27 protein-coding genes and 1 tRNA gene are annotated in these 20,125 nt (G+C 67.3%); 6 read left to right on the top strand and 22 right to left on the bottom strand.

Features of this window, described 5'->3' with window-relative positions:
- Positions 1 to 43: 43 nt before the first annotated feature.
- Entirely contained in the window at positions 44 to 514 is a 471-nt protein-coding gene (locus GCL84_RS09375; RefSeq protein ID WP_156755007.1) for a GatB/YqeY domain-containing protein, read from the bottom strand.
- 71 nt (positions 515 to 585) lie between these two features.
- Between GCL84_RS09375 and GCL84_RS09370 the strand changes: the two genes are divergently transcribed.
- Positions 586 to 1,563 carry a metallophosphoesterase gene (locus GCL84_RS09370; RefSeq protein ID WP_235926112.1) on the top strand — a complete coding sequence of 326 codons (978 nt, stop codon included), beginning with the start codon at positions 586 to 588 and terminating at the stop codon, positions 1,561 to 1,563.
- A 16-nt stretch (positions 1,564 to 1,579) separates the two neighbouring features.
- Positions 1,580 to 1,653: transfer RNA gene (locus tag GCL84_RS09365), tRNA-Pro, on the top strand.
- A gap of 75 nt (positions 1,654 to 1,728) precedes the next feature.
- Here the strand turns inward: GCL84_RS09365 and GCL84_RS09360 are convergent.
- The 18 genes from GCL84_RS09360 to GCL84_RS09275 all read right to left on the bottom strand — a co-directional run bounded on the left by GCL84_RS09360 (position 1,729) and on the right by GCL84_RS09275 (position 11,465).
- Positions 1,729 to 2,967, bottom strand: coding sequence for a tyrosine-type recombinase/integrase (locus GCL84_RS09360; RefSeq protein WP_156755006.1), 1,239 nt, complete (start codon positions 2,965 to 2,967; stop codon positions 1,729 to 1,731).
- Complete coding sequence (locus tag GCL84_RS09355) at positions 2,967 to 3,152, bottom strand: helix-turn-helix domain-containing protein (protein ID WP_156755005.1); 186 nt, start codon at positions 3,150 to 3,152, stop codon at positions 2,967 to 2,969. The genes GCL84_RS09360 and GCL84_RS09355 overlap by 1 nt, the downstream gene beginning before the upstream one ends.
- A gap of 2 nt (positions 3,153 to 3,154) precedes the next feature.
- Entirely contained in the window at positions 3,155 to 3,430 is a 276-nt protein-coding gene (locus GCL84_RS09350) for a hypothetical protein (protein ID WP_156755004.1), read from the bottom strand.
- Complete coding sequence (locus tag GCL84_RS09345; protein ID WP_156755003.1) at positions 3,427 to 4,755, bottom strand: replication initiator; 1,329 nt, start codon at positions 4,753 to 4,755, stop codon at positions 3,427 to 3,429. Before GCL84_RS09345 ends, GCL84_RS09350 begins: the two co-directional genes overlap by 4 nt.
- 87 nt (positions 4,756 to 4,842) lie before the next feature.
- Complete coding sequence (locus tag GCL84_RS09340) at positions 4,843 to 5,679, bottom strand: hypothetical protein (RefSeq protein WP_156755002.1); 837 nt, start codon at positions 5,677 to 5,679, stop codon at positions 4,843 to 4,845.
- A gap of 17 nt (positions 5,680 to 5,696) precedes the next feature.
- Positions 5,697 to 6,107 (bottom strand): hypothetical protein, encoded by a 411-nt coding sequence (locus GCL84_RS09335; RefSeq protein ID WP_156755001.1) that lies wholly within the window; start codon positions 6,105 to 6,107, stop codon positions 5,697 to 5,699.
- A 33-nt stretch (positions 6,108 to 6,140) separates the two neighbouring features.
- The gene (locus GCL84_RS09330) at positions 6,141 to 6,428 is read right to left on the bottom strand and encodes a hypothetical protein (protein ID WP_156755000.1); all 288 of its coding nucleotides are present in this window, start codon (positions 6,426 to 6,428) and stop codon (positions 6,141 to 6,143) included.
- 11 nt (positions 6,429 to 6,439) lie between these two features.
- On the bottom strand, positions 6,440 to 6,790 hold the full coding sequence (locus GCL84_RS09325) for a hypothetical protein (protein ID WP_156754999.1): 351 nt from the start codon (positions 6,788 to 6,790) through the stop codon (positions 6,440 to 6,442).
- On the bottom strand, positions 6,787 to 7,020 hold the full coding sequence (locus GCL84_RS09320) for a hypothetical protein (RefSeq protein ID WP_156754998.1): 234 nt from the start codon (positions 7,018 to 7,020) through the stop codon (positions 6,787 to 6,789). Before GCL84_RS09320 ends, GCL84_RS09325 begins: the two co-directional genes overlap by 4 nt.
- Before the next feature lie 66 nt (positions 7,021 to 7,086).
- A complete protein-coding gene (locus tag GCL84_RS09315; RefSeq protein ID WP_156754997.1) occupies positions 7,087 to 7,413 on the bottom strand; it encodes a hypothetical protein in 327 nt (108 codons plus the stop codon).
- On the bottom strand, positions 7,413 to 7,652 hold the full coding sequence (locus tag GCL84_RS09310) for a hypothetical protein (RefSeq protein WP_156754996.1): 240 nt from the start codon (positions 7,650 to 7,652) through the stop codon (positions 7,413 to 7,415). Before GCL84_RS09310 ends, GCL84_RS09315 begins: the two co-directional genes overlap by 1 nt.
- The gene (locus GCL84_RS09305) at positions 7,649 to 8,464 is read right to left on the bottom strand and encodes a deazapurine DNA modification protein DpdA family protein (protein ID WP_456236894.1); all 816 of its coding nucleotides are present in this window, start codon (positions 8,462 to 8,464) and stop codon (positions 7,649 to 7,651) included. Before GCL84_RS09305 ends, GCL84_RS09310 begins: the two co-directional genes overlap by 4 nt.
- Positions 8,464 to 8,637 (bottom strand): hypothetical protein, encoded by a 174-nt coding sequence (locus GCL84_RS09300; protein ID WP_156754995.1) that lies wholly within the window; start codon positions 8,635 to 8,637, stop codon positions 8,464 to 8,466. The genes GCL84_RS09305 and GCL84_RS09300 overlap by 1 nt, the downstream gene beginning before the upstream one ends.
- On the bottom strand, positions 8,637 to 10,031 hold the full coding sequence (locus tag GCL84_RS09295; protein ID WP_156754994.1) for an FtsK/SpoIIIE domain-containing protein: 1,395 nt from the start codon (positions 10,029 to 10,031) through the stop codon (positions 8,637 to 8,639). The genes GCL84_RS09300 and GCL84_RS09295 overlap by 1 nt, the downstream gene beginning before the upstream one ends.
- A gap of 126 nt (positions 10,032 to 10,157) precedes the next feature.
- Positions 10,158 to 10,343 carry a hypothetical protein gene (locus GCL84_RS09290; protein ID WP_156754993.1) on the bottom strand — a complete coding sequence of 62 codons (186 nt, stop codon included), beginning with the start codon at positions 10,341 to 10,343 and terminating at the stop codon, positions 10,158 to 10,160.
- Positions 10,343 to 10,594, bottom strand: a complete 252-nt coding sequence (locus GCL84_RS09285) for a hypothetical protein (RefSeq protein WP_156754992.1) — start codon at positions 10,592 to 10,594, stop codon at positions 10,343 to 10,345. The genes GCL84_RS09290 and GCL84_RS09285 overlap by 1 nt, the downstream gene beginning before the upstream one ends.
- A gap of 8 nt (positions 10,595 to 10,602) precedes the next feature.
- Positions 10,603 to 10,887, bottom strand: a complete 285-nt coding sequence (locus tag GCL84_RS09280; protein WP_156754991.1) for a hypothetical protein — start codon at positions 10,885 to 10,887, stop codon at positions 10,603 to 10,605.
- Between the two features lie 218 nt (positions 10,888 to 11,105).
- Positions 11,106 to 11,465, bottom strand: coding sequence for a hypothetical protein (locus GCL84_RS09275; protein WP_197523125.1), 360 nt, complete (start codon positions 11,463 to 11,465; stop codon positions 11,106 to 11,108).
- A 130-nt stretch (positions 11,466 to 11,595) separates the two neighbouring features.
- Here GCL84_RS09275 and GCL84_RS09270 point away from each other — a divergent pair, with 130 nt between their 5' ends.
- Positions 11,596 to 12,420 carry a GntR family transcriptional regulator gene (locus tag GCL84_RS09270; protein ID WP_235926111.1) on the top strand — a complete coding sequence of 275 codons (825 nt, stop codon included), beginning with the start codon at positions 11,596 to 11,598 and terminating at the stop codon, positions 12,418 to 12,420.
- Complete coding sequence (locus tag GCL84_RS09265; protein ID WP_235926110.1) at positions 12,408 to 13,253, top strand: glycosyltransferase family 2 protein; 846 nt, start codon at positions 12,408 to 12,410, stop codon at positions 13,251 to 13,253. The genes GCL84_RS09270 and GCL84_RS09265 overlap by 13 nt, the downstream gene beginning before the upstream one ends.
- Before the next feature lie 544 nt (positions 13,254 to 13,797).
- Here GCL84_RS09265 and darG read toward each other — a convergent pair.
- From darG to GCL84_RS09250, 3 genes are all read right to left on the bottom strand, one after another.
- A complete protein-coding gene (darG, locus tag GCL84_RS09260) occupies positions 13,798 to 14,943 on the bottom strand; it encodes a type II toxin-antitoxin system antitoxin DNA ADP-ribosyl glycohydrolase DarG (protein ID WP_197523124.1) in 1,146 nt (381 codons plus the stop codon).
- Entirely contained in the window at positions 14,927 to 15,574 is a 648-nt protein-coding gene (locus GCL84_RS30940; protein WP_156754988.1) for a DUF4433 domain-containing protein, read from the bottom strand. Before GCL84_RS30940 ends, darG begins: the two co-directional genes overlap by 17 nt.
- A gap of 832 nt (positions 15,575 to 16,406) precedes the next feature.
- Positions 16,407 to 18,266, bottom strand: coding sequence for a S9 family peptidase (locus GCL84_RS09250; RefSeq protein ID WP_156754987.1), 1,860 nt, complete (start codon positions 18,264 to 18,266; stop codon positions 16,407 to 16,409).
- 147 nt (positions 18,267 to 18,413) lie between these two features.
- On the opposite strand from GCL84_RS09250, the gene GCL84_RS09245 reads away from it, so the two are divergent.
- Together GCL84_RS09245 and GCL84_RS09240 are read left to right on the top strand one after the other, a co-directional pair.
- A complete protein-coding gene (locus tag GCL84_RS09245) occupies positions 18,414 to 18,629 on the top strand; it encodes a hypervirulence associated TUDOR domain-containing protein (protein WP_156754986.1) in 216 nt (71 codons plus the stop codon).
- A gap of 100 nt (positions 18,630 to 18,729) precedes the next feature.
- Complete coding sequence (locus tag GCL84_RS09240) at positions 18,730 to 19,395, top strand: hypothetical protein (RefSeq protein WP_156754985.1); 666 nt, start codon at positions 18,730 to 18,732, stop codon at positions 19,393 to 19,395.
- Positions 19,396 to 20,125 lie beyond the last annotated feature (730 nt).

Below are 20,125 nucleotides of genomic sequence, written 5' to 3'. Positions count from 1 at the left end.
AAGCGCTAGGCCGTGTTCCGGGAGCCGCTGTCCGCGGAGCAGGTCATCCGGCCAGCTTGGCCTTCACCGCGGCGGCCACCCGGCCGCCCTCGGCACGGCCCGCCACCTTCGTGTTGGCGACCTTCATGACCTGGCCCATCTGGCGCGGCCCCGGGGCCTCGCCGAGCTGCTCGGTCACCTCGGCGACGGCTTGGGCGACCAGGTCGGCCAGGACGGCTTCGTCGAGTTGCTGAGGCAGGTACTCGGACAGGACCTCGGCCTCGTCCAACTCCAACTGGGCCTGCTCGGTGCGGCCCGCGTCGGCGAAGGCCGTCGAGGCCTCCTTGCGCTTCTTGACCTCGCGGGTCAGGACCTTGAGCACCTCGTCGTCGGTGAGCTGCACGGCCTCGGTGCCCGCGACCTCGGCGGTGGTGATCGCGGCCAGCGCCATGCGCAGGGTCGCGACCCTGGTCTTCTCCCGGGCCTTCATCGCGGCGGTGAGGTCCGCCTGCAGCCGGTTCTTCAGCTCAGCCATGGCCACGAGCCTATCGGTCCTGGCCAAACGGTTTGCCCGGGCCGACGGGGGCGCCCCGTACCCTCTTGGGTGTGAGTGACAGCGTGAGCAACACGGTCAGGAACCTCAGCCGGGTCGCGGTCGGCACCGCCGCCCTCGGGGCCGCCACCCTCGCCTACGCGGCGGGCTACGAGCGCACGCGCTGGACGCTGCGCCAGGCCACCCTGCCGGTGCTGGCCGAGGGCGCGCGCCCGCTGCGCGTGCTGCACATCTCCGACCTGCACATGCTCCCCGGGCAGCAGTCCAAGCAGCGCTGGGTCGCCGCCCTCGACGAGCTCAACCCCGACCTGGTGGTCAACACCGGCGACAACCTCGCCCACAAGCAGGCCGTCCCCGCCGTCGTGCGCGCCCTGGGCCCCCTGCTCAACCGCCCCGGCGTGTTCGTCTTCGGCAGCAACGACTACTTCGCCCCCAAGCCGAAGAACCCGGCGCGCTACCTGGTCCCCTCGAACAAGCGCATCCACGGCACCCCCCTGCCCTGGCGGGACCTGCGCGCCGCCTTCCTCGAGCGCGGCTGGCACGACCTCACCCACACCCGCACCCTGTTCACCGTCGACGGCCGCACCATCGCCGCCGCGGGCGTGGACGACCCCCACCTCAAGCGCGACCGCTACGACGAGATCCAGGGCAAACCCGACCGCCAAGCCACCCTCCGCCTCGGCGTCACCCACTCCCCCGAACCCCGAGTCCTGGACAAGTTCGCCGACGACGGCTACGACCTGGTCATGGCAGGCCACACCCACGGCGGCCAACTCCGCATCCCCGGCTACGGCGCCATCGTCACCAACTGCGACCTGGACCGCTCCCGAGCCCGGGGCACCTCCCGCTGGGGCTCCCACACCTGGCTCCACGTCTCCGCGGGCCTGGGCACCAGCCCCTACGCCCCCGTCCGCTTCGCCTGCCCCCCCGAAGCCAGCCTGCTGACCCTCGTACCCCGGACCACCAGCACAAACCCCGCCAACGAAGCCGCAAGGGGAACCCGCTTCAACCCCGGCGCCAGCGTCAGGTAGGCTTACCTCGTTCCACCGGGGTGTGGCGCAGCTTGGTAGCGCGCTTCGTTCGGGACGAAGAGGTCGCAGGTTCAAATCCTGTCACCCCGACACGGCAGAAGGCCAGGTCAGCGACTCCATTTGAGAGTCATCGACCTGGCCTTCACCGCTTTCGAAGCCGCCCAGTCAGCAGGGAGTCAGCACGGCCCCTGAGTCGTCGCCTTCGTCGTCGTCCTGGTCGCCGCCGGTCAGCGCCCGGAGGATGCGCTCCGCGTCGTCGGTGCGGCGGGTGTAGAGCGCCAGCGTAGTCTCCGGCCGCTCGTGTCCGAGGACGCGCTGGACCATGTTGACAGGCACTCCGTCGTCTACGAGCCAAGTCGCGTAGGAGTGACGCAGGTCGTGGAAGCGCAGCCCGCCGCCCTGGTGTTTGGCAACGTAGGCGATGGCCTGTTCGCGGCGCTTGAACAGCTCGGAGTGCACGCCGCCGGTCTCGTCGGCCCAAGTCCCCTCCACCATCTCGCCGAGCTGCACCAGGTCGCCGAGCAACCCGGCACGAACGAGGGCCCGCTTCCACACCCGGGCCCGGAACAGCGTCCGGCGCAGCGCACCACCAGCGGCGTTGGTGAAGATGAGCCCGGCAGGGCCGCGCTCGTGCTGGGCCATGTGCTCGCGCAGCAGTTCCACCACCCAGCCCGGCAGCGGGACGACGCGACGCCCGGCCCCGCTCTTGGGGTAGGGCTTGAACTCGGTGTGGCCGCTGACCTCGATCACGGTCCGGACCACCGACAGTTGCCCCTTGTCGAGGTTGACCGCGTCTTCGCACAGCCCGATGGCCTCGCCCCAGCGCAGCCCTGCCCCGCCCGCGACCGCCACCAGGGCGCGAAACCGGTCGGGAACCGCAGGCAGCAGGTACCGGCGGAGACTCTCCCGGCTGATCACCTGCTCGGTCTCGCGCTTGCGTCGCGGAGGCAAGCGCAGGCCCGCGAACGGGTTCACGCCGACAAGGCGATTCGCGATGGCCGAGCGCATGACCGCCGAGGCCAGCCGGTGGCACTCGAACACCGTCGCCGCGCTCCGAACCCTGCTGATGTCGGTGATCCACTGCTGCGCGTGCATCTGGTCAATCCCGCCAAGCTTCCACGCCCCCCACTGCGGCAGCACGTGGTTCCGCATGACGGAGCCGTCGCGGGCGGCGGTGGTCTTTTCCGTGTTCCACGCGGCCATCCACAGCCCAGCATGGTCGGAGAACAGCACCCGGCCACCGTCCGGCGAGACGTAGTTGCCCTTCGCCTTGGACGCCTCGACTTGGACCAGGAACGCCATCGCCTCGCGCTTGGTGGGGAAGGTCTTCGCCCGCTGCGTGCCGGACGGGTCGCGCCAGTTGGCCCGGAACTTGCCCGCCGGGGTCTTGGAGACGTGCGCCATCAGGCCGCCTCCCCGTTCAGGAACTGCGCCAGCCGCGCCCGGGGCACCAGCCAGCGCCGACCCAGCCGAACACTCGGCAGCGCTCCACTACGGACCGCCGCGTATGCCGACGCCCGGGAGATCTTCAACAGCTCGGCCACTTCGTCGACCGTGTAGGTCAACGCTCGTGTGTCGATCTGGGACATTCTCACCACTCCTTCAACTCGTTGAACAGGGCGTAGCCGGTCCCGGTGAGGCGGTGGTAGGTGCCGTCGTGGACGTGGCCGTTGTCGCGGGCGAAGTTGAGGGCCTCCTGCTGGCTTCGGGACAGGTCGGTCTTGTGGGCACCGTCGAGGGCCTTGGGTCCCTCCCCGCCCGAGGAGAGAAGGAGCCCGTTGTAGGCGTGGGTGAGGATCTGGGCCAGGGCGGTGAGGTCGACCCACGGGGGCACGTCGCGGTCGAGGTCGACGGGGGTGTCGGTCATGGTGTGTCCTTCCGGTGCTTGCGTGCGCGGTCGTGGTGGGTGCGTTCGGCGATGCCTGCGGCGAGCTCGCTCTCGGCGTCGTTGGCGTAGCCGGTGCCGGTGAAGGTCCAGTCCCCGACCAGCAAGGTGATGTCGGGGTCGAGGTCTGCGGCGGTCAGCGACTCGCGGCGGCGGTGTTCGCGGCGGTCGCCCCGGATGGCTTTGAAGGTGGTGGAGTAGGCGCGGGACTTGGTGAGGAAGTGGCCACGGAAGGCGAGCATGTGTGCCCAGCGGCGCAGCTTGAGGTCGTCGTACTGGGCCAGCTCGCCCAGGTCCCAGGCGGTTTGGATGATGCGGCGGTGGTGCGGGGTGACCCGTAGCAGGTCGATGTCGAGTTGGGAGCGGATCGGGCGGTCTGCGGCCTCGGACTTGCCGGTGCCCTTGGTGGCGTACTTGGCCACGTACCCGGCGAGCTTGGCCTCGCTGATCTGCCCTTCGGTGTCCTCGACGTCCTCGGCGACGACGGGGCGCACGTCGACCTGCTTTCCCCACCGCAGCACCAGGACGGCCCCGTCAGGGCGGGCAGTGTTGACCTCGGTCAGGGACGCGGCGACGCGCACGGCCGCGTCGAGCAGGTCGCGGGTCGCCCAGGAGGGTGGGCGCTTGTCGGGGCCGTCTGGGCCGTCGATGCGGACCACGGCGTGGAAGTGAACCAGGCCGCGACGCTGGTACTCGGCGACCTTGCCGTAGGAGACGCGGGCGTGATCGCGGAAGTCGCGGACTCTGATCCCGGCCAGGTCGGCCACGGCGCGGACCAGGCGGCGGGTGAAGACCGACCACAGCTTGCCGGTGTTGGCCTGCCAGAGCACCGACCCGGTGTAGTCGTATGCCTCGGGGTCGACCGGTGCGCCGAGTCGGGTGTCGGCTTCGTGGTGGGTCTCTCCGCACGGGCAGCGGCGGGTCTTGCCCGACGCGGTCAGCACCCGGTTGTGGACCGGTCCGAAGCTGGGGGCGGTGAGGGTGACGAACGCCCTCGGGTGGGTGGTGACTTCTGCGGGGACGCCCTTGTGGCCACCGGACAGGCCCGCGCGCACGAGGTGGAAGGCGTCAGCGGCGTAGCGGGACGAGCAGGTCGGGCACACCGACTCGCGGCGGTTGTTGCAGGGCATGAGGACATCGCCGCGGTGGCGGTGGATGACGCGGTTGGTGGTGGTGTCGACCAGGTGGTAGCCCCCGGTCAGGTGCACGGGCTTGGCGCACCCGCCGATGGCCTCGACCTTGGCCCGCCAGTCGCGGTAGCCCGCCGAGCGGATGCGGTCGGTGATGCGGTCTTCCAGGGTCAGCACAGGTGTCAGCTCCCTTCGGAGTGGTCGGGGTGTGGCAGGGGTCGGCCACGTCGCGGTGTGCGGGCGTGGCCGACCCCGGTGGGTGGTTCAGGCGGCCAGGTCGGCCAGGAGCCGGGCGGCGGTGTCGGCGGGGAGGTCGACCACCCCGGTCACGTCCGCTGTGGTGGGTGCCCGGCCCTCGGCGCGGGCGGCGGCCAAGCGCTGGCGGATGGTGGCCAGGACAGCCGGAGGCAGCCTCGGAACAGGTGTCGTCGGCGACGGGGGCGGGGCTGCCTCGATCAACGGTGGTGCCGGTGCCGGGGGCTCGGTCGAGGCGGCGGGGGTGTCGTCGATGCCCACCTCGACCACGGGGTCGACGGCCGGTGCCGGGGCTGCCGGTGGGTGTTTGGCGGCGGCGCAGGTCTGCTGGACCACGGGCATGACCTCGGCCAGGAAGAACACGATCAGCGGGATCACCGCGTGCACGAACATCGAACCGAGGGAGAACGGTTCGCCCTCGGGGCGATGGATGGTGGGGTAGACGTTCATGAACAGCGTGGCGGTGAGCAGGGTTCGTTTGAGGATGGTCGCGGCGCGGGCGGTGATCTCCACGCCCCGGGCGAGCATCTCGGCTTCCCAGCGCAGCAGGGTGACCAGGATGCCGCCGAACGCCGGTTCGACCAGCCACGCCGCCCACCAGGTCGGGTCCGCCATGGTCCGGCCCACGGCGAGGAACTCCTGGACGCCGGGGGTGGTGTACCCGAGGCCGCAGACCAGGAACATCCACAGCCAGCGGGTGATGCTGGCGCGCAGCCGCTCGACCCGGATGGCGTTGAGCAGCGGGTCAGCCATCAGCGGTGCCAGGCGGCGGGCCTCGGCCAGGTCGTGACCGAGGCGGCGCACCGCAGCGGTGTTGCCCTCCTTCCTGCTGTCCTTGGTGGACATGGTTCCTCCCAGGGGGATCAAATGGGTTTGAGCGCGGCCCAGCGGCCGAGCAGGGCCCGACCGGTCTTGGTCAGCCGCAGCGGGGTCACGGGCTTTCGGGTGATGCCCCATCGGGCGTCGACGACGTCGCGGTTGGGGCCGGGTTCGAGGTAGCCGGAGGCGATCAGCGCGTGGACGGTGTCGGAGTCGGGGACTTCGCGGGCGCGGTCGTCGTCGCGGTTGATGGCCACGATGCGGTCGCTGTCGTCGAGGACGCCCAGACGGCCGGTGGTGGCGAAGTCGAGGATTTCCTGCGCGGCCTTCGGGTTCGGGGTGCGGGGTGGTCGACGTCGGCGCGGGATGGGCGTGGGCTCCGGTGCGGGTGGTGCGGGGGTGTCGGGGTCGAACAGGTCGACCTGGTGGATGTTGGTGGGGGTGGTCCGTCGCATCGGGTGCTCCCGTCAACGAGGGGTGGTGGGCGGTTACTGCCCGCGCAGGTCGGCGAGCAGGGTCTTGCCGGTCTCGGAGAGCCGGTAGGGGGTGACGCCTTCCGGGCACAGCCACCCGGGGTCGTCTGCGACGAGTTCGCCGGTCTCGGCGAGGTAGGTCGCGCACCAGTGCTCGACCGAGGGCAGCGGCGGGTAGTCGACGAACTCCGGGCCCTCCAACGCTTCGGCGGTTACCCAGTAGAGGCGACCGCGCTCGGCGCATTCGAGCACGCGGCGGGTGATGCCGACCCCGATCGGGATCAGCTCGGTTTCGGTGGTCATGTCGGCTCCTGTCACCACAGCGTGGTCTGGTCGGTCTGGTTGGCGGGGGTGCATCCCCGCAGGTGCTCGGCGAGGTAGCGGCCCGACACAGTCGGGTACACCGGGGTGGCCTGGTGGTACTCGGCGCTGCCCTCGTCGCTGACCGGGAAGTAGCTGTCGTCGGCCCACAGCTCGTGGCCGCCGTGCAGGACCACCACGGCGTCGGTCTCGTCGGGGGTGGCCCGCCGCCAGCACCGCCGGTGTTCGTCTCGCATGAACACGGTGTCGGTATGGGTCAGCACCACCCCGTCGTGATGGGCGAGGTCGAGCAACCTCAGCACCAGGTCCTTTTCGGCGGTGTCGACCGGGCTCCACACGCTCACTTGCGGGCCTTGTCCGGGGTGGGCTTGCCGCCGGTCTCGCGCTGTTCCAACTCGGCGAGCACCGACCAGGCTCCCGCGCCGACCAGGACCGTGGAGCCGACCACCACCCAGAACACCGGGCCGGGGCCGGTGAGCAGCAGGGCCACCAGCGCGGCGACCGCGCCGAACACCACCACCCTGGCGATCTTGAGGGTTGACCAGATCTTGAAACCGATGCGCCACAACGACATTAGGTCACCTTCCACAATGGTCAGAATTGATCAGGGATGTGCGATGAAGTGCTGGTGCCGGGGCGGTCAGCCCAGCGAGTCGACGTCGAGGGCATCGAGCAGGTCGCGCCCGGACCGGCTCAGCGCGACGGGCACGACCTGTGCCCGCTCCCCGTCCTCGGACAGCCGGGTCATCAGGCCGGAGTGGTCCAGAACCAGGTTCCCCGTCTGGCGCAGCAGTCGGGCCACCTCGCAGGCGTGCGCGAAGTAGCGGCGCAGCAACCCGCTCTCCGTCTCGGCCCAGGCCGTGTGGTGGTCGCTGAACAGTCGCCCGGCCCCGGCGTAGGACAGCAGCGAGTGCGCGTACTCGACGGCCACCCGCTGCCCGCCCACGATGATGCTGTCCTGCGGCATCAGGCCACCTGCCCGGCACCGTCGCAGGTGTCGCACGGCAAGCCGCCGCAGGTGTGGCCGGGGCCGAGGCAGTCGCCGCACACACGGGCCAGCCCAGCCCCGAGGCACACCGTGCAGCCCTCGACCCCGCGCGGGACGGCCACCAGGCCGGTACCGGTGCAGGTGTCGCAGGTGTCGAGCAGGTCGACCAGGTCCAGGGCGGAGCCCAGGGACCCGGGGGCGGGCAGGATCGCGGTCATCGGGCAACTCCTTGGTTGGGCAGGTCCAGGAAGGACATCTGCCAGGGGCGGGTCTGGCGGTGGCGCAGACCGGTCAGGACGTTGTCGCGCCACTGGGCGGCATAGCGCGGGCAGTTGGCGCAGTTGCGGTGAGTCACGCACCCGGGTAGGGCGGGGCTGCGGCGGGCGCGGAACGACCAGGCCATGGAGTCCGCCGAGACCAGGTGGTCCCCGTAGAGGGCGAGCCCGGCGGTCTTGACCCCGAACCCGTGCAGGCCCAGGCCCCCGGCGGCCAGGGTGGTGACGACCTGGGCTATCTCGTCGGTGGATTGGCGGCGGCACACCGACCCCAACCCCACCAGGGGGGCGTCAGCGAGGTCGACCCCGGCGCGGGCGTAGAGGTCCACGCAGCGCAGGTAGTCGCCGAGTTGCCAACCCTGCACGACCGGGATGATCGGCAGGTCCGGTGCGAGCTCGCGCAACCGCAGGTAGTTGGCCACCGTGCGGCGCTGGTGCTCGGCCACGCTCAGCCCGGTGCGGCGGATGATGAACGGCTCACACATCCAGTCCTGCGGGGCGATGAAGTCCGGGCGACCCAGGCGGGCGGTGTAGGCACGCACCGAGGTCACGTAGTCCTCCGGGGTGGTGCGCCACCCGCCGAACTGGCTGACCTCGGTGAACCCGCCCGAGTCGATCGCGAACCGGCGACGGGCCTTGCGCAGACCGCGCAACGACCGGCCCACCAAGCGGCGGTGGGACACGAACGCGTCAAACTCCAAGTCCCACAACCAATTCGGGTGATGCACCCCGGTGTAGAACACCAGCCCGGCCATCACACGCCGCCGTCGCGCTCAGTCCGGGTGCGAAACAGCGTCGTGCCGAACAGGACCGTCAGCACCAGGGCCGCGAACAGCACCCACGCCCCCACGTCGGGCACGCCGCCGATCTGCCCGGCGGTCGGCACCAGCAGCAGCGCGGCCACAGCCACGCGAACAATCGTGATCATCAGGCAACCACCCTCAGTGAGGGCCCCAGGTCGGGGCCGTGGGAAACGAACTCGACGAACTCGGTCAACTCGGCGTCGGAGACGAACGCGGCCCGGACCCGAACCGGGGTGCGGGAACGGGGCTCGATGACGAACCCGATCCCGGCGGTCTCGTCGATGTTGGGGATCTCGTCGGCCAGGGCCCCACGGGCACGGGCGTTCTCCCCCAGGACCATGTCCACCTGGGCGGCCGAGGTGACCCGCAGGCAGACCCGGAAGGTGAACAGGTCCCGGATCGGGACAACGTCTTTGGAGGGCTCCTGCACCAACCCCCACATGCGGTGCCCCGAAGCACGCCCCTGGGTGGCGATCACCGCCAGGTCGCGGCGCACCACCCGGGCGATGTCGCCGTAGGCGGTGATCGCGCCCAACTCGTCGAGGATCAGCAGGTCCAACGGGGTCTCGGCCGACATGGTGAACTTGCGCTTCTTGGCTTTTCCCAACGCCGCCTGCCGGGCCTCCATCTCCGCCCGGAACTGCTTGATCATGTCCGCGATCGAGTACACCCCGGCCTCGTCGACCTTCTCGGTGTCGGTGGCGAAGCGGTACGCGATCGATTCCAGCGCGGCGAACTCGCTTTTCTTGGGGTCCGCAATCCACAGCCGGACCAACCCGTCCCGCACCAACGGGGCGATCACCCGCAGCATCGACGCGACAAGTGAGTTCTTCCCCGCCCCGGTGGCACCCGCGATGAACACGTGCTGTCCCAACAGGTCCACCGTCAGGTCTTGGCCGTGCTCGGTCTCGCCGAGGTAGACCGCCGACACGTCGACATCGCCGACGATCGCGGCCATGGCCGGGGCCGGGATCAGGTCGGTGAACGGCTCGGAGCGCTGCACCACCAGGGCGATGACCCGCGGCTTGACCTTCGACACCCCGAGCCGGACCGCGCGCAGCGACTCCGTCAGCTCCGGCAACCGCTGCTCCCAGGTCGAGAGCGCCTGACCGGGGACCATCCGCACCGTGATCACGTCCGTGGACGGGGACCAGGAGCGGACCCGGATCACCCGAGGACGTCGCACCTGCCCGGTCCGGGCGTTGGTGGTGGTCAACCCGCAGTCCTCGACCGCGTCCCGCCACCGCCACCCCACATAGGTCCACCAGCGCCGCCGCCACGCCCGCCACACCGGGGCCGCGAACCGGTCCCACGTGTCCGGGTGACCCCGATACCAACCCCCGCACGCCACCAAACCCGCGCCCAGCACCGCGCCCCCGACCCCTGCGGTCCCGTCCACACCCAACGTCGCCGCCGACGTCGACAACGCCACCGGCACCCCCGACCACCCCGGGTGCCGCACCAACCACGCCGCCGCCCGGAACTCCGCCCCGGGGTGACGCTTGCTCTGCTTGCTCATCTGCCGTCCTCCCTTCCGAAAGGGGTGAGAAACGGCGACCGGCCCCACACACCACCAAGGGGTGCACGAGGCCGGTCGCCATGCCGTCTAACCGTGTTCAGTTGTCCCCGGACCCGCCAGGGTCGATCAGCCGAACTCGAACCCCGCCTGGCTGTCGGCCACCTCGACCGTCAACCGCGCCACCGCCGTCGTCAGGACCTTGTGGTGCACGCCGAAGAACTCCCGTCGGATCTTGATGTCCTCATACGCGGCCTTGAGCTTGTTCATCGCCGCGTCCATCTCGGCCAGCGTGTTCTCCACCTGGTGCGACATCAGAGCCTCCACTCCTTCGCGACCATCTCGGCCTCGTAGTTCTTCGCGATCTGCCGCAGGTCATCCAACTTGTTCTGCGCGTTGGTGCGCAGCCCCTGCAACTCCCGCTTGGACTTCGTCCGCCAGTTCGTCTGCGGCGGCGAGTAGCTCTTGATCAGACGGGTCAACCCGTCCAGACCCTCCTGAACCGCGTCCATCGCCGACACCAGCGCGAGGTACTTCTCCTGCGCCTCCGGCTTCTTCTCAGCCACAAGCCCACCTACCTTTCAGTGTTGTCCTCGACGAACCCACGCCACCGATGAAGGCAGCGCACGTCCTCCCAACCAAGTCCCAACTCGTCCAACCACGACTCGGCCAGCCGCAACCGGGTTCGGTCGCCGTGCCCACCCGAGGCGATCAGCTCGGCCAGGTTCAACGCCGTCACCGCCGCATTCCGCGAGAAGTAGCGATCCGGCAGAAACGACACCAACCACCCATCCGGTGACTCCCGCGCCGTCTGCCCCGAATCCGCGTACATCACCCCCTCGCAGACACGAACACCCACACCCACCTCCTTTCACTGTCGTGACCAGGCACGGAAGCCCCCGTCAAGCACCCAGGGGCAACCGAACCTGTCCGGCCTCAGCGACCGGAAAAAGACATGGATCGGCTCACTATGGAATTCTCAAACAGCAATGCTTATCGAGGAATCACACCGGAACTCTCGTTAACCGGGACTCCAAGGCGGTGAAACAACGGGGTGCCAGCACCCCGGAAGATCAGCTACGCGGCCGACACGGCACGCTGCGGGCTGGCGGGCTTGACCCCGGTCGCCCTCCACGAAACCCCGGCCCGACCCTCGATCTCCCACTGCGAGATCCGGGGGTTCACCAACTCCACACGGGATCCCTCCGCCACCTCGCCCGGGTCGGTCTCCAAGGTCACCTTGACCTCCATGCCCTTGCCGATCCGACCCGAAGAGTCCGCCGGAGGCTTCACGAACAGCGTGACCGTGTACAACGACGCACCCTCGCTGTCCGTCGCCATCACCTGCTTGCCGTCCTTCTCGTACACCTTCAGCATCGGGTCCTCGGTCACCATCAGCTTGTACCCGTCCAACAGGACCGGCAGGTTCCGCAACATGGCCATCCTCCAAGTTAGTGCGTTTGCGTGTTTGCGCGCAAACTTGCTGTCCTGATCGAAGCTACACGGGTGCTGGGCACCACGCAAGTGGTTTGCGCGCAAACCCGCAAACATGCACTACGATGGGGGTATGAACCCCCAGAGGACCGAGGCCCGCCAACCCGTAGCGCTACGGATCGCAGACGACATCCGCATCCGCATCGAGTCTGGTGACCTGCGAGAAGGCGACTCCATACCGACCATGGTTGAGCTGATGACCACCTACCACTGCTCCAGCACGACAGCTCGGTCCGCTGTGGCGTTGCTCAAGACACAAGGACTCGTAACGGGCGGACGAGGCAAAGCCCCCCTCGTTCGCGCCGCTCCTGCACGGGTAGAGCGAAGCAACGACCGTCACCAGTTCGAGAAGGATCTTGTACTTGCGAGCGAAGAAGTGCGTAGAAGCCGAGGACTTGCCGAGGATGATCTCAATTCTTCGTTGGATAAGCTGCACTTCGAGGCGTCTTACTCATTTGTTCCAGCAGACCTTGGCCTAGCAGACGCTTTCGGCATACCGGAAGGTTCCGAGCTTTTTAGGAGGGAATTTACACATAAAGACAAGAAAAATGGCACACTCGCTGCATGGTCGACATCTTGGCTATTGGCAGAATTCACCAAGCAAAACCCCGACATAGCCGATCCTGACCCGCGAAAAAAAGCTTGGGCAGGCGGCACGATGCATCAGCTATACACAGTGGGGGTGGAAGTCGACAGGGTAATCGACCATGTGACCGCCGCCATGCCGACAACAGTTGAATCACAAGCATGGAACCTGTCGGACGGAACCCCCATCATCTGGGTGCGACGAGTTTCAATTGACACAACAGATCGCGTAGTCGAAGTATCTGATGCCCAGTATCCCGCAGACAGAACTATGCTAACGTTCCATTCTCAACTCGAACGATGGGAACGCTGATGATCCGCCGCAAACTGTCCATCATAACTGCCGCATACGCGCCTCTATCAGCCTACTTCCACGAAACGATTAGGAGTGTCGAACAGCAAACACTTCCATCGGGGTGGGATGTGGAATGGCTTGTCCAAGAGGACGGCGAAAAGCCAGGCGTAGAGGGAATGCTCATAGATGTCCCCTTTGCCAAGTACACTAGCAACAAAGCTCATACCGGCATTGCTGCTACGCGAAACCTGGCCTTGACCAGAGCAACCGGTGACGTGGTCCAGATGCTCGATCACGATGACATCCTACTCCCAGGTGCGCTAGAGACCCTGCTTCCCCATTTTGAAGACGAGAATACGCATTGGGTGGTCGGACAAGCGGACGACCTCCTATCTAACGGCGAACGTCGCAACTACGAAAGCGCCCTACCATTTGGAAAAGTAGAGCCCGGGGCCGTGAACGACTGGGCCATTAAACATGACGGAAACTGGCCAATTCATTGCGCGGGACTTCTGATGCGCACTCAAATGGTTCGAGCATTCGGCGGCTGGGGTGGAAGCCCTGTCGATGACGACATAATCATGTTCAGCGCGCTATCCGAATGCACAGCAGGCATGAACGAAAAAACCACCACCTGGCTGTACCGAATCCATGACCGACAGACCCACAAAAGCGCGCAGTGGCGAGAACGCAGCCGAGATGGCCGTCAGATCGCACTGGACCGCGTCCGCGCAATCCGAGCAATAGGACTGTCCATCACCGGCGGTGGCGCTGACGTCCCCCCACTCTCCGTAGGGCCAGCCGCAAAGGACTCCGCCGAAGGTTCAGCCTGGTGGAAGGGCCGTCCATAGTTGTGTTCAAAGTTTCTTCTCTTCATCAAGGCGGCCCGCCTGCGGCGGCCCGCTGGCACGCTGCGCTCTCCCCGGTCGGCGCAATCCCCCGCGGGGCGTGCGGCCGCACGCGGCCGGTCCCCGCGGGGGCACCGACCGGCGAGGCGTGCCACAACGAGCACCAGGCCGCCAACCAGGAGAGCAGCACGAGGGGAAGTCACAGGGACCAAGCCGCCGAGCACCGCACCGGGGCGGGGGGAGCTGCGGGAACCGGATCGGGCAGGTCTACCGACAAAAGATTGCCTTCGCCAGGCGGGCAGGCCAGCAGCGAGGCAGGGTCAGGCGTTCGGCCGCCGGTTCGTCGGTGGCTGCCTGCCTCGCCCCCGTCTAAGCCCGGGCTATCAGTCTGGTTACCAGGGCGCAGAGCCCGGCACGGTCGGCCGCCGGTGTCCGTCGAGGGCTGCGCCCTGGTAACCAGACTGATTGAAAACGCCCAGACGGCGGCGAGGCAGGAAGCCCCCTCCTAGGGGAAGAATGGCACTACCAAGTTCTGCGGTGGGATGTCCTAGCAGAACTCATTAACCTCGTCGAGGTAAAGCTCGACCGACTCATCGGCCACGACGGAAATCCATCCCTGTGTCGCAAGGCTCACAATTGAACGGCCGATATCGTCCCGACGTAGTGGCGGCTGCCTGCGAATCTTCCATTTCTCAACCGCATCAATTACTTCTCGCGCAAAGGGGGTTCGAGCGTGCCGATTAGCGAGCGCCTTCGCCGAGTAATGGACTGTTGCAGCAACCTCGGCTTGAGTCGTATCGAAGCGTGCAACTAGGTCAGCAACGCGATATATCGTTTCGTGCCAGCCAGGCTCAAGATCCTCTAGCAATGCGTCCCTCGACGCCCTGTAGCTGTCCCCCACTGACACTTCAATTCGTTTTCCCCGCGGCTGTTCGCGAACCAATCCGTTATTTTGCAAGACAGCAACAGACTTATTGAGCTCTTCAGCGAAGGGGCCGTAACTTCCAGCTTTATACGTTAGATGAGTCGGTATACCCGCCACCGTTGCAAAATAGGCCAATTTTTGAAACATCACGCGACCCACTGGCCAATGGTACGAATCTTGCTCCACCACGTTCAGAATTTCGACCAACGCAAGCATTGATGGGGCAATTCTAGGCGACGTCTTTGCAGTCGAATTAGCATTGGGAAGGTTGTCGAAACTCAGCTGATCGTCGTCGAGCTCGACGTCAAGGGGTACGTAGAGTTCCACCTTTACGGGGAAGGATTCCAAGTGCTTGAGGAGGACTGGGCGAACTACATTCCAGTCCAACTGCCCATTCCCACACCCAAGAGGCGGAAGAGCTATGGACTTAATGCCCCACGAGGCGATATGATCTCGCAGATAGATTAATCCATCCTCAATATCCTGCAATCGACTTACTGACCTCCAGTGCTGCTTAGTGGGAAAGTTGACAATAACGTGATCTTCCTCGAAGTAAGGATACGGAGCACCTAGCGCAACCTCTTTACGGTCGCACTTTCTCACGTAATCTTTGAACATCTCGGGGTACTTGCGCTTGAAGAGCAGCGCGACCCCCTTGCCCATAACACCCACGCAATTGACTGTGTTCACAATCGCATGAGCTTTCGAGTTCAAAATATTACCCTTTGCGAGGGTAACGTTAGCCTGCTTATTACTCGAAGAAGACATCAGCATTCACCTCGCAGGGCCAGTTGGGCGCTAGATTGGAACAGTAGTCGATTTGCTGTTGTTTGTATACATAATAACCTGTTATGTAAGACACGGCAATCTGATCTGGGACCAGCAACTCTGCCGATCTTTGTCGCTTCAGTTCAGTTTTAACGAAAGAATCTGGATGATCCCAAGATCGCGCGTACACACGATCTTTGTCGAGCGACCTTAGACCCGCTCCAACTGGCATGAATCTTGTTGCATGTGACGCTGCATTACCATCAGCGATAATTGCGCCTGGAAGATCCAGAATGGATGGCCTAACTCGAACCACAACTAGCCTGCGCTTGTCATTTCTCATCAGGAAGAACATCATCGAATTCCGGCAATGAAAGTACAGGTTCACGTAATCGTGAATAGTCCTTCCTTGGCCGGGGATGTGTTTGGGTGCGCGCAAGCCCTGGACCGACTCGCTCGCTACCGAGACGTGTTGATACGCCTTTGCTCGCTCATGACTTTGCAAGCCGTAGGTGAGAACGGATGTCAGATTCTCCACGGGTGTGATGTAGTGAAACTCCTCAACATCGCCCCGATCCACCTGCGCCTCGCCTCTTGAGTGATGGTTAGCCGTGCCGCCGCAGTGTTGCATGAGGTGAGACCGAAAGCCCCTCCTCCCACCCAGATGAGCAGATGTCAACCCTTAATTGATACAACTCCATAACAATTATGACCAGTTGAGCGCATCCGCGCGCGGTGTCCGCAAGCACGCGCGGAGTAGCAGCCGCTGCCGCGCGAGACACAGGGCAGCCAAGTCGACCCATGCCTTAGTCTTGCTGAGAGACCAAAGCCAACCACGATCCATGACAAGTCGCGGAGCGGGTCCGTCGTCAGCATGAAGTCAGCGAACGGTCTGGCACACATCACCTAGAGGTAGTCCTAGACCGGAAAACCCGCCAGCTCAGAGTGACCAGGTGGCACGGTTGACTACAAGGCAACCGCGTTCGGGACGAAGAGGTCGCAGGTTCAAATCCTGTCACCCCGACGAACGATTGGGCGATCCCTGCTCGCGGAAAGCGCGAGCTGGGATCGTCCTTTTGTTGTACCCGGGGGGCGACCCCCCGGACCCCCACGGTGCTGGCTCCTTGCGTTGGCGAGCCGAGTGGTTTGGGGATACCAGCAGGGTTGAGAGCTGGTTGCTCGCCCTGCGGGCTTTGCTGGGGCGGCGGGACGGCTGGCGCCAGCGGCACTCGCCTAGCGCAGGAGTTGGTGCGTAGGACTTGTGGGCGGGGTGGGGGTGGGGGTGGGGGTGGGGGTGTCAGTTTTTGGCCTGGACTCAGTCCTGGCCGCAGTTAGCTCTGGGGGAGTGGGGTCAAGGGTGGCCGCAGGCCATCGGCGAAGCCGACGCGCGGCGCCCTTGACGCCACTCCCCCGGAGTTAAACAATTCGCGGCTCCGAAGGGCAGGCCCTTCTTTAGGGACGACTCAGCGCAGGCCCAGCGCTCGCTGGGCGAAGTGGACTTCGATCACTGACTGCTTGATGGTCTCGGCGACCACTAGCGACCCGTGGCCTGCGTCGTAGCGGTACATCTCGTAGGTGGTTCCCTGGGCTGCCAGGCGGTCCAGGTAGTTGTCGATCTGGCGGATGGGGCAGCGGGGGTCGTTCTCGCCCGCCAGTACCAGGACCGGGACCTTGACCTTGTCCACGTAGGTCAGGGGGGAGCAGGCGGTGTACCGGTCGGGCACCTCTGCGGGGCTGCCGCCGAACAGGGCGCGGTCGAAGGCGCGCAGGGGTTCCATCTCGTCTTCGTAGGCGGCGAAGTAGTCCGCTACCGGCACCCCGGCGACGCCCGCCGCCCACAGGTCGGGCTGGGTGCCCAACGCCAGCAGTGACAGGTATCCGCCCCAGGAAGCGCCGTTGACGACGCACTGCGCGGGGTTGGCCAGGCCCGAGGAGACCGCCCACTCGTGGACCGCGGCGACGTCTTCCAGCTCGGTCAGGCCGGGGCGGCCCTCGATCGCGTCCCGCCAAGCCGACCCGTAGCCGGTTGAGCCCCGGTAGTTCACGTGCACCACGGCGAATCCCGCGTCGAGCCAGAGCGCGCGGTAGGCCGAGAAGCGGTCCTCGTCCGCGGCGTGCGGGCCGCCGTGCAGGGCGAAGACTGTCGGGAGTGGACCGTCAGGGGCATCCGCCGGACGAGCGACGAGGGCGTGCACGCGGCCGTTCTCGTACTCGACGAAGGCGTCCACCAGTGGCGACGACTCCGGGGCCTTCTCCCCCGGGGCCTCGAGGAGGACGCGGCCCGAGCCGTCGGAGTGCAGTGCGCGGACGGCGGCGGGGGAGGCGGCGTTGGACCAGGAGTACTCGACGGTGTGGTCCGGGCGGGTGTGGGCGGAGCCGATGACGCCGGGCTGGGTGTCCAAAGTTGACAGTTGACCGCTCGCGATGTCGTAGCGGTGCAGGGTGTTCCTGGCCTCGTGGGTGTGCACGACCAGCAGGGCGGCGCCGTTGGTGTACCAGCCCGCGGAGACCTCGCCGGGGAGGTCGAACGTCAACTCGGTCTCGGTGTCCTCGGCGACGTCCCAGATGAGCAGTTCCTCGCGGCCGCGGCGCTCGTGCACGACCAGGAGGCGCTGGTCGCCCTCGACCGGGCTGAAGGCCACGGCGTCGAGGCCCTTGCCCTCGCCGTCCCACTTCTCCGCGACGACCGAGCCGTCGGCGACCGAGAGCACGCGCAGGGCGGGGTGGCGGTTGTCGCCGTGCTCCGAGTGGGAGATGGCCAGCAGGGTCTCGTCGAACGACAGCGCGGCGACGCCGCCGTCGTGCTCGCTGCGGTAGACGACCTCGGCCTCGGCGCCGTCGCGGGACAGGTAGATCGTGGTGCCGTCGTCGTCGGCCACGCCCGCGGCGACGACGGTGTCGCCGATGTCGAGGCCCGCGGGGTAGCCGGCCTTGGCGCCGGGGACGGCGGGGGCGGGCGGCTCGTCGGCGGGGCGGCCCGCGAAGGGCTCGCGCACCCAGGTGCCGAACTCGTCGCCGTCGGTGTCGTTGAACCACCAGATGTGGTCGCCGTCGGGGGCGACGGTGGCGTTGAGGGTGCCGTTGGGGCGGTCGGTGACCTGGCGGTGGGTGTCGGTGGACCGGTCCCAGGCGTAGATCTCCCAGACGCCGCTGGCGTTGGACGCGTACACGGTGCGGTCGGGGGCCTGCCAGGCCCAGTCGGGCAGGGTGACCCGGGCGGCGTGGAAGCGCGCCCGCCAGCGGGCCTCGGCCGCGGCGTCGTCGAAAAGGCGGTCCGGGACCGCGGCGGCCGGGTGGGTTGCTGGCTGGTTGTCGTTGGTCACACCGTCGATCCTGCCAGGCCGCGCGCCTCCCCGTCGCCCGCCGCTGTCGTGGTCGCGGGGCTCACCCACAAAGACTGTCCGCGCCAGCAGCGGAATGCCGCAGCGCTGTTCGGGGTACTCGCGGCCCGAAGACAGGGAGGAATTGCCATGAGCAAATACCGTAAGGGCCAGTGGGTGACCTGGAAGTGGGGCTCCGGCCAGGGCGAGGCCAAGGTCGTCTCGTCGCACGAGGAGCCCGTGACCAGGAAGATCAAGGGCACGGAGATCACCAGGAAGGGTTCGCCGGACAACCCGGCGTACGTGCTGGAACAGGACGGGGGCGACCGCGTCCTGAAATTGCACAGCGAACTCTCCGCGCGCTGAGAAATATGGCCTGATCGCGATTTCAACCCGCTCAGTCGAACACATGTGTCATACCCCGGCGGTAGAATTCACCTTGGGAAGACGAGCCAGGGAGGACCGCATGGGCAGCACTGTCTTGGCCAGCGCAGAACCGGACGCCACCGATCTGGGGACGATCACCGTCCCCGCCCCGTCGTTCGCCGAGTACGCCGCCGCCGACCGGCGCGGCCGCAATGGGATCGTCGTCGACCAGCACGCCCGCCAGGCCGACGCCGAGCACTACGCGCACGCGTTCTACCGCCCGATCACCGAGGCCATCACCGCCTCGCTCACCGCGGCCGACCCGGCCGCGCCGCTGGCCGCGGCGACCGAGTCGGCCGAGTTGAACGGCCAAGCCCGCGCCTTCGACGAGGTGGCAGCGGGCTTCTCCCGCTGGTGGGAGTCAGCACGAGCGACCCCGGTCCCGGTGGGCGAGTCGGTCCTGCGTTTCGGCAGCCTCGCTGTCGCGGTGCGCCCGCACCTGGGGTTCCGCGACCGGGCGGGGGTGGAGCACGCGGTCCTGCTGTACCTCAAGGAGGCGCCGCTGGCCCGCGACGCCGCGAACGCCGCCTTGCGCGTGCTCGACCGGTGCATGCTCGACCTGCTGCCGGGCGCGGTGCCGTTGGTGGTGGACGTGCGGCGGGCGAAGCAGCACCGGCTGTCGCGCTCGGTGAACGTGGACCTGCTGGACGCCTGGCTGGCGGCGCAGGCCTCGGCCTACGTGACCCACTGGTGCCGCACGGACTGACGTGGTGGGCGGGGCGGCTCCGCGGGGCCGCCCCGCTCGCGCGCACTCGCGCTGGCAGGGAGCAGCGCGGCGGCTGAGCGGTGTGCCCCGGCGAGCGGGGGTGGCCAGGGTTGGGCCCCGGGTCGGGGGTCGTTCGCCTGCACGACGGGGTTCGGGCGAGCAGGGCGACGCCCGCGGTGGGACTGCCCGCTTGCGCGAACTCGCGCTGGCAGGGAGCACGCAGACCACCAGCGCGGCGGCCGAGCGGTGTGGCCCGACGAGCGGGGTAGTCAGGGTTGAGGCACCGGGTCCGAGATCGTTCGCCTGCACGACGGGGTTCGGGCCAGCAGGGCGATGCCCGCTGCCACCGCCAGGCCACCGGCGCCCGCGGCGGCGAAACCTGCGGTGGGGCCGCCCGCTTGCGAGGACTCGCGCTGGCAGACCACCGGCGCAGCGGCTGAGCGGTGTGCCCCGGCGAGCGGGGTGGTCAGGGTTGAGGCCCCGGGTCCGGGATCGTTCGCTCGCTCGACGGGATGCGGGCCAACAGGGCGACGCCCGCTGCCACCACCAGACCACCGGCACCCGCAGCGGCGAAACCCGCAGTGGGACCGCCCCGCCAGCGCGACGGCCAAGCGGTGTGCCCCGACGAGCGGGGATGGTCAGGGTTTAGGGCACCGGGTCAGAGGTTGTTCGCTTGCTCGACGGGATGCGGGCCAACAGGGCGACGCCCGCTGCCACCACCAGACCACCG

It is taken from the genome of Actinokineospora pegani (assembly GCF_009745975.1).
Lineage (GTDB): Bacteria > Actinomycetota > Actinomycetes > Mycobacteriales > Pseudonocardiaceae > Actinokineospora > Actinokineospora pegani.
Note: the sequence above shows the minus strand (reverse complement) of the source record. Positions and strands in the feature narration are given on the sequence as shown.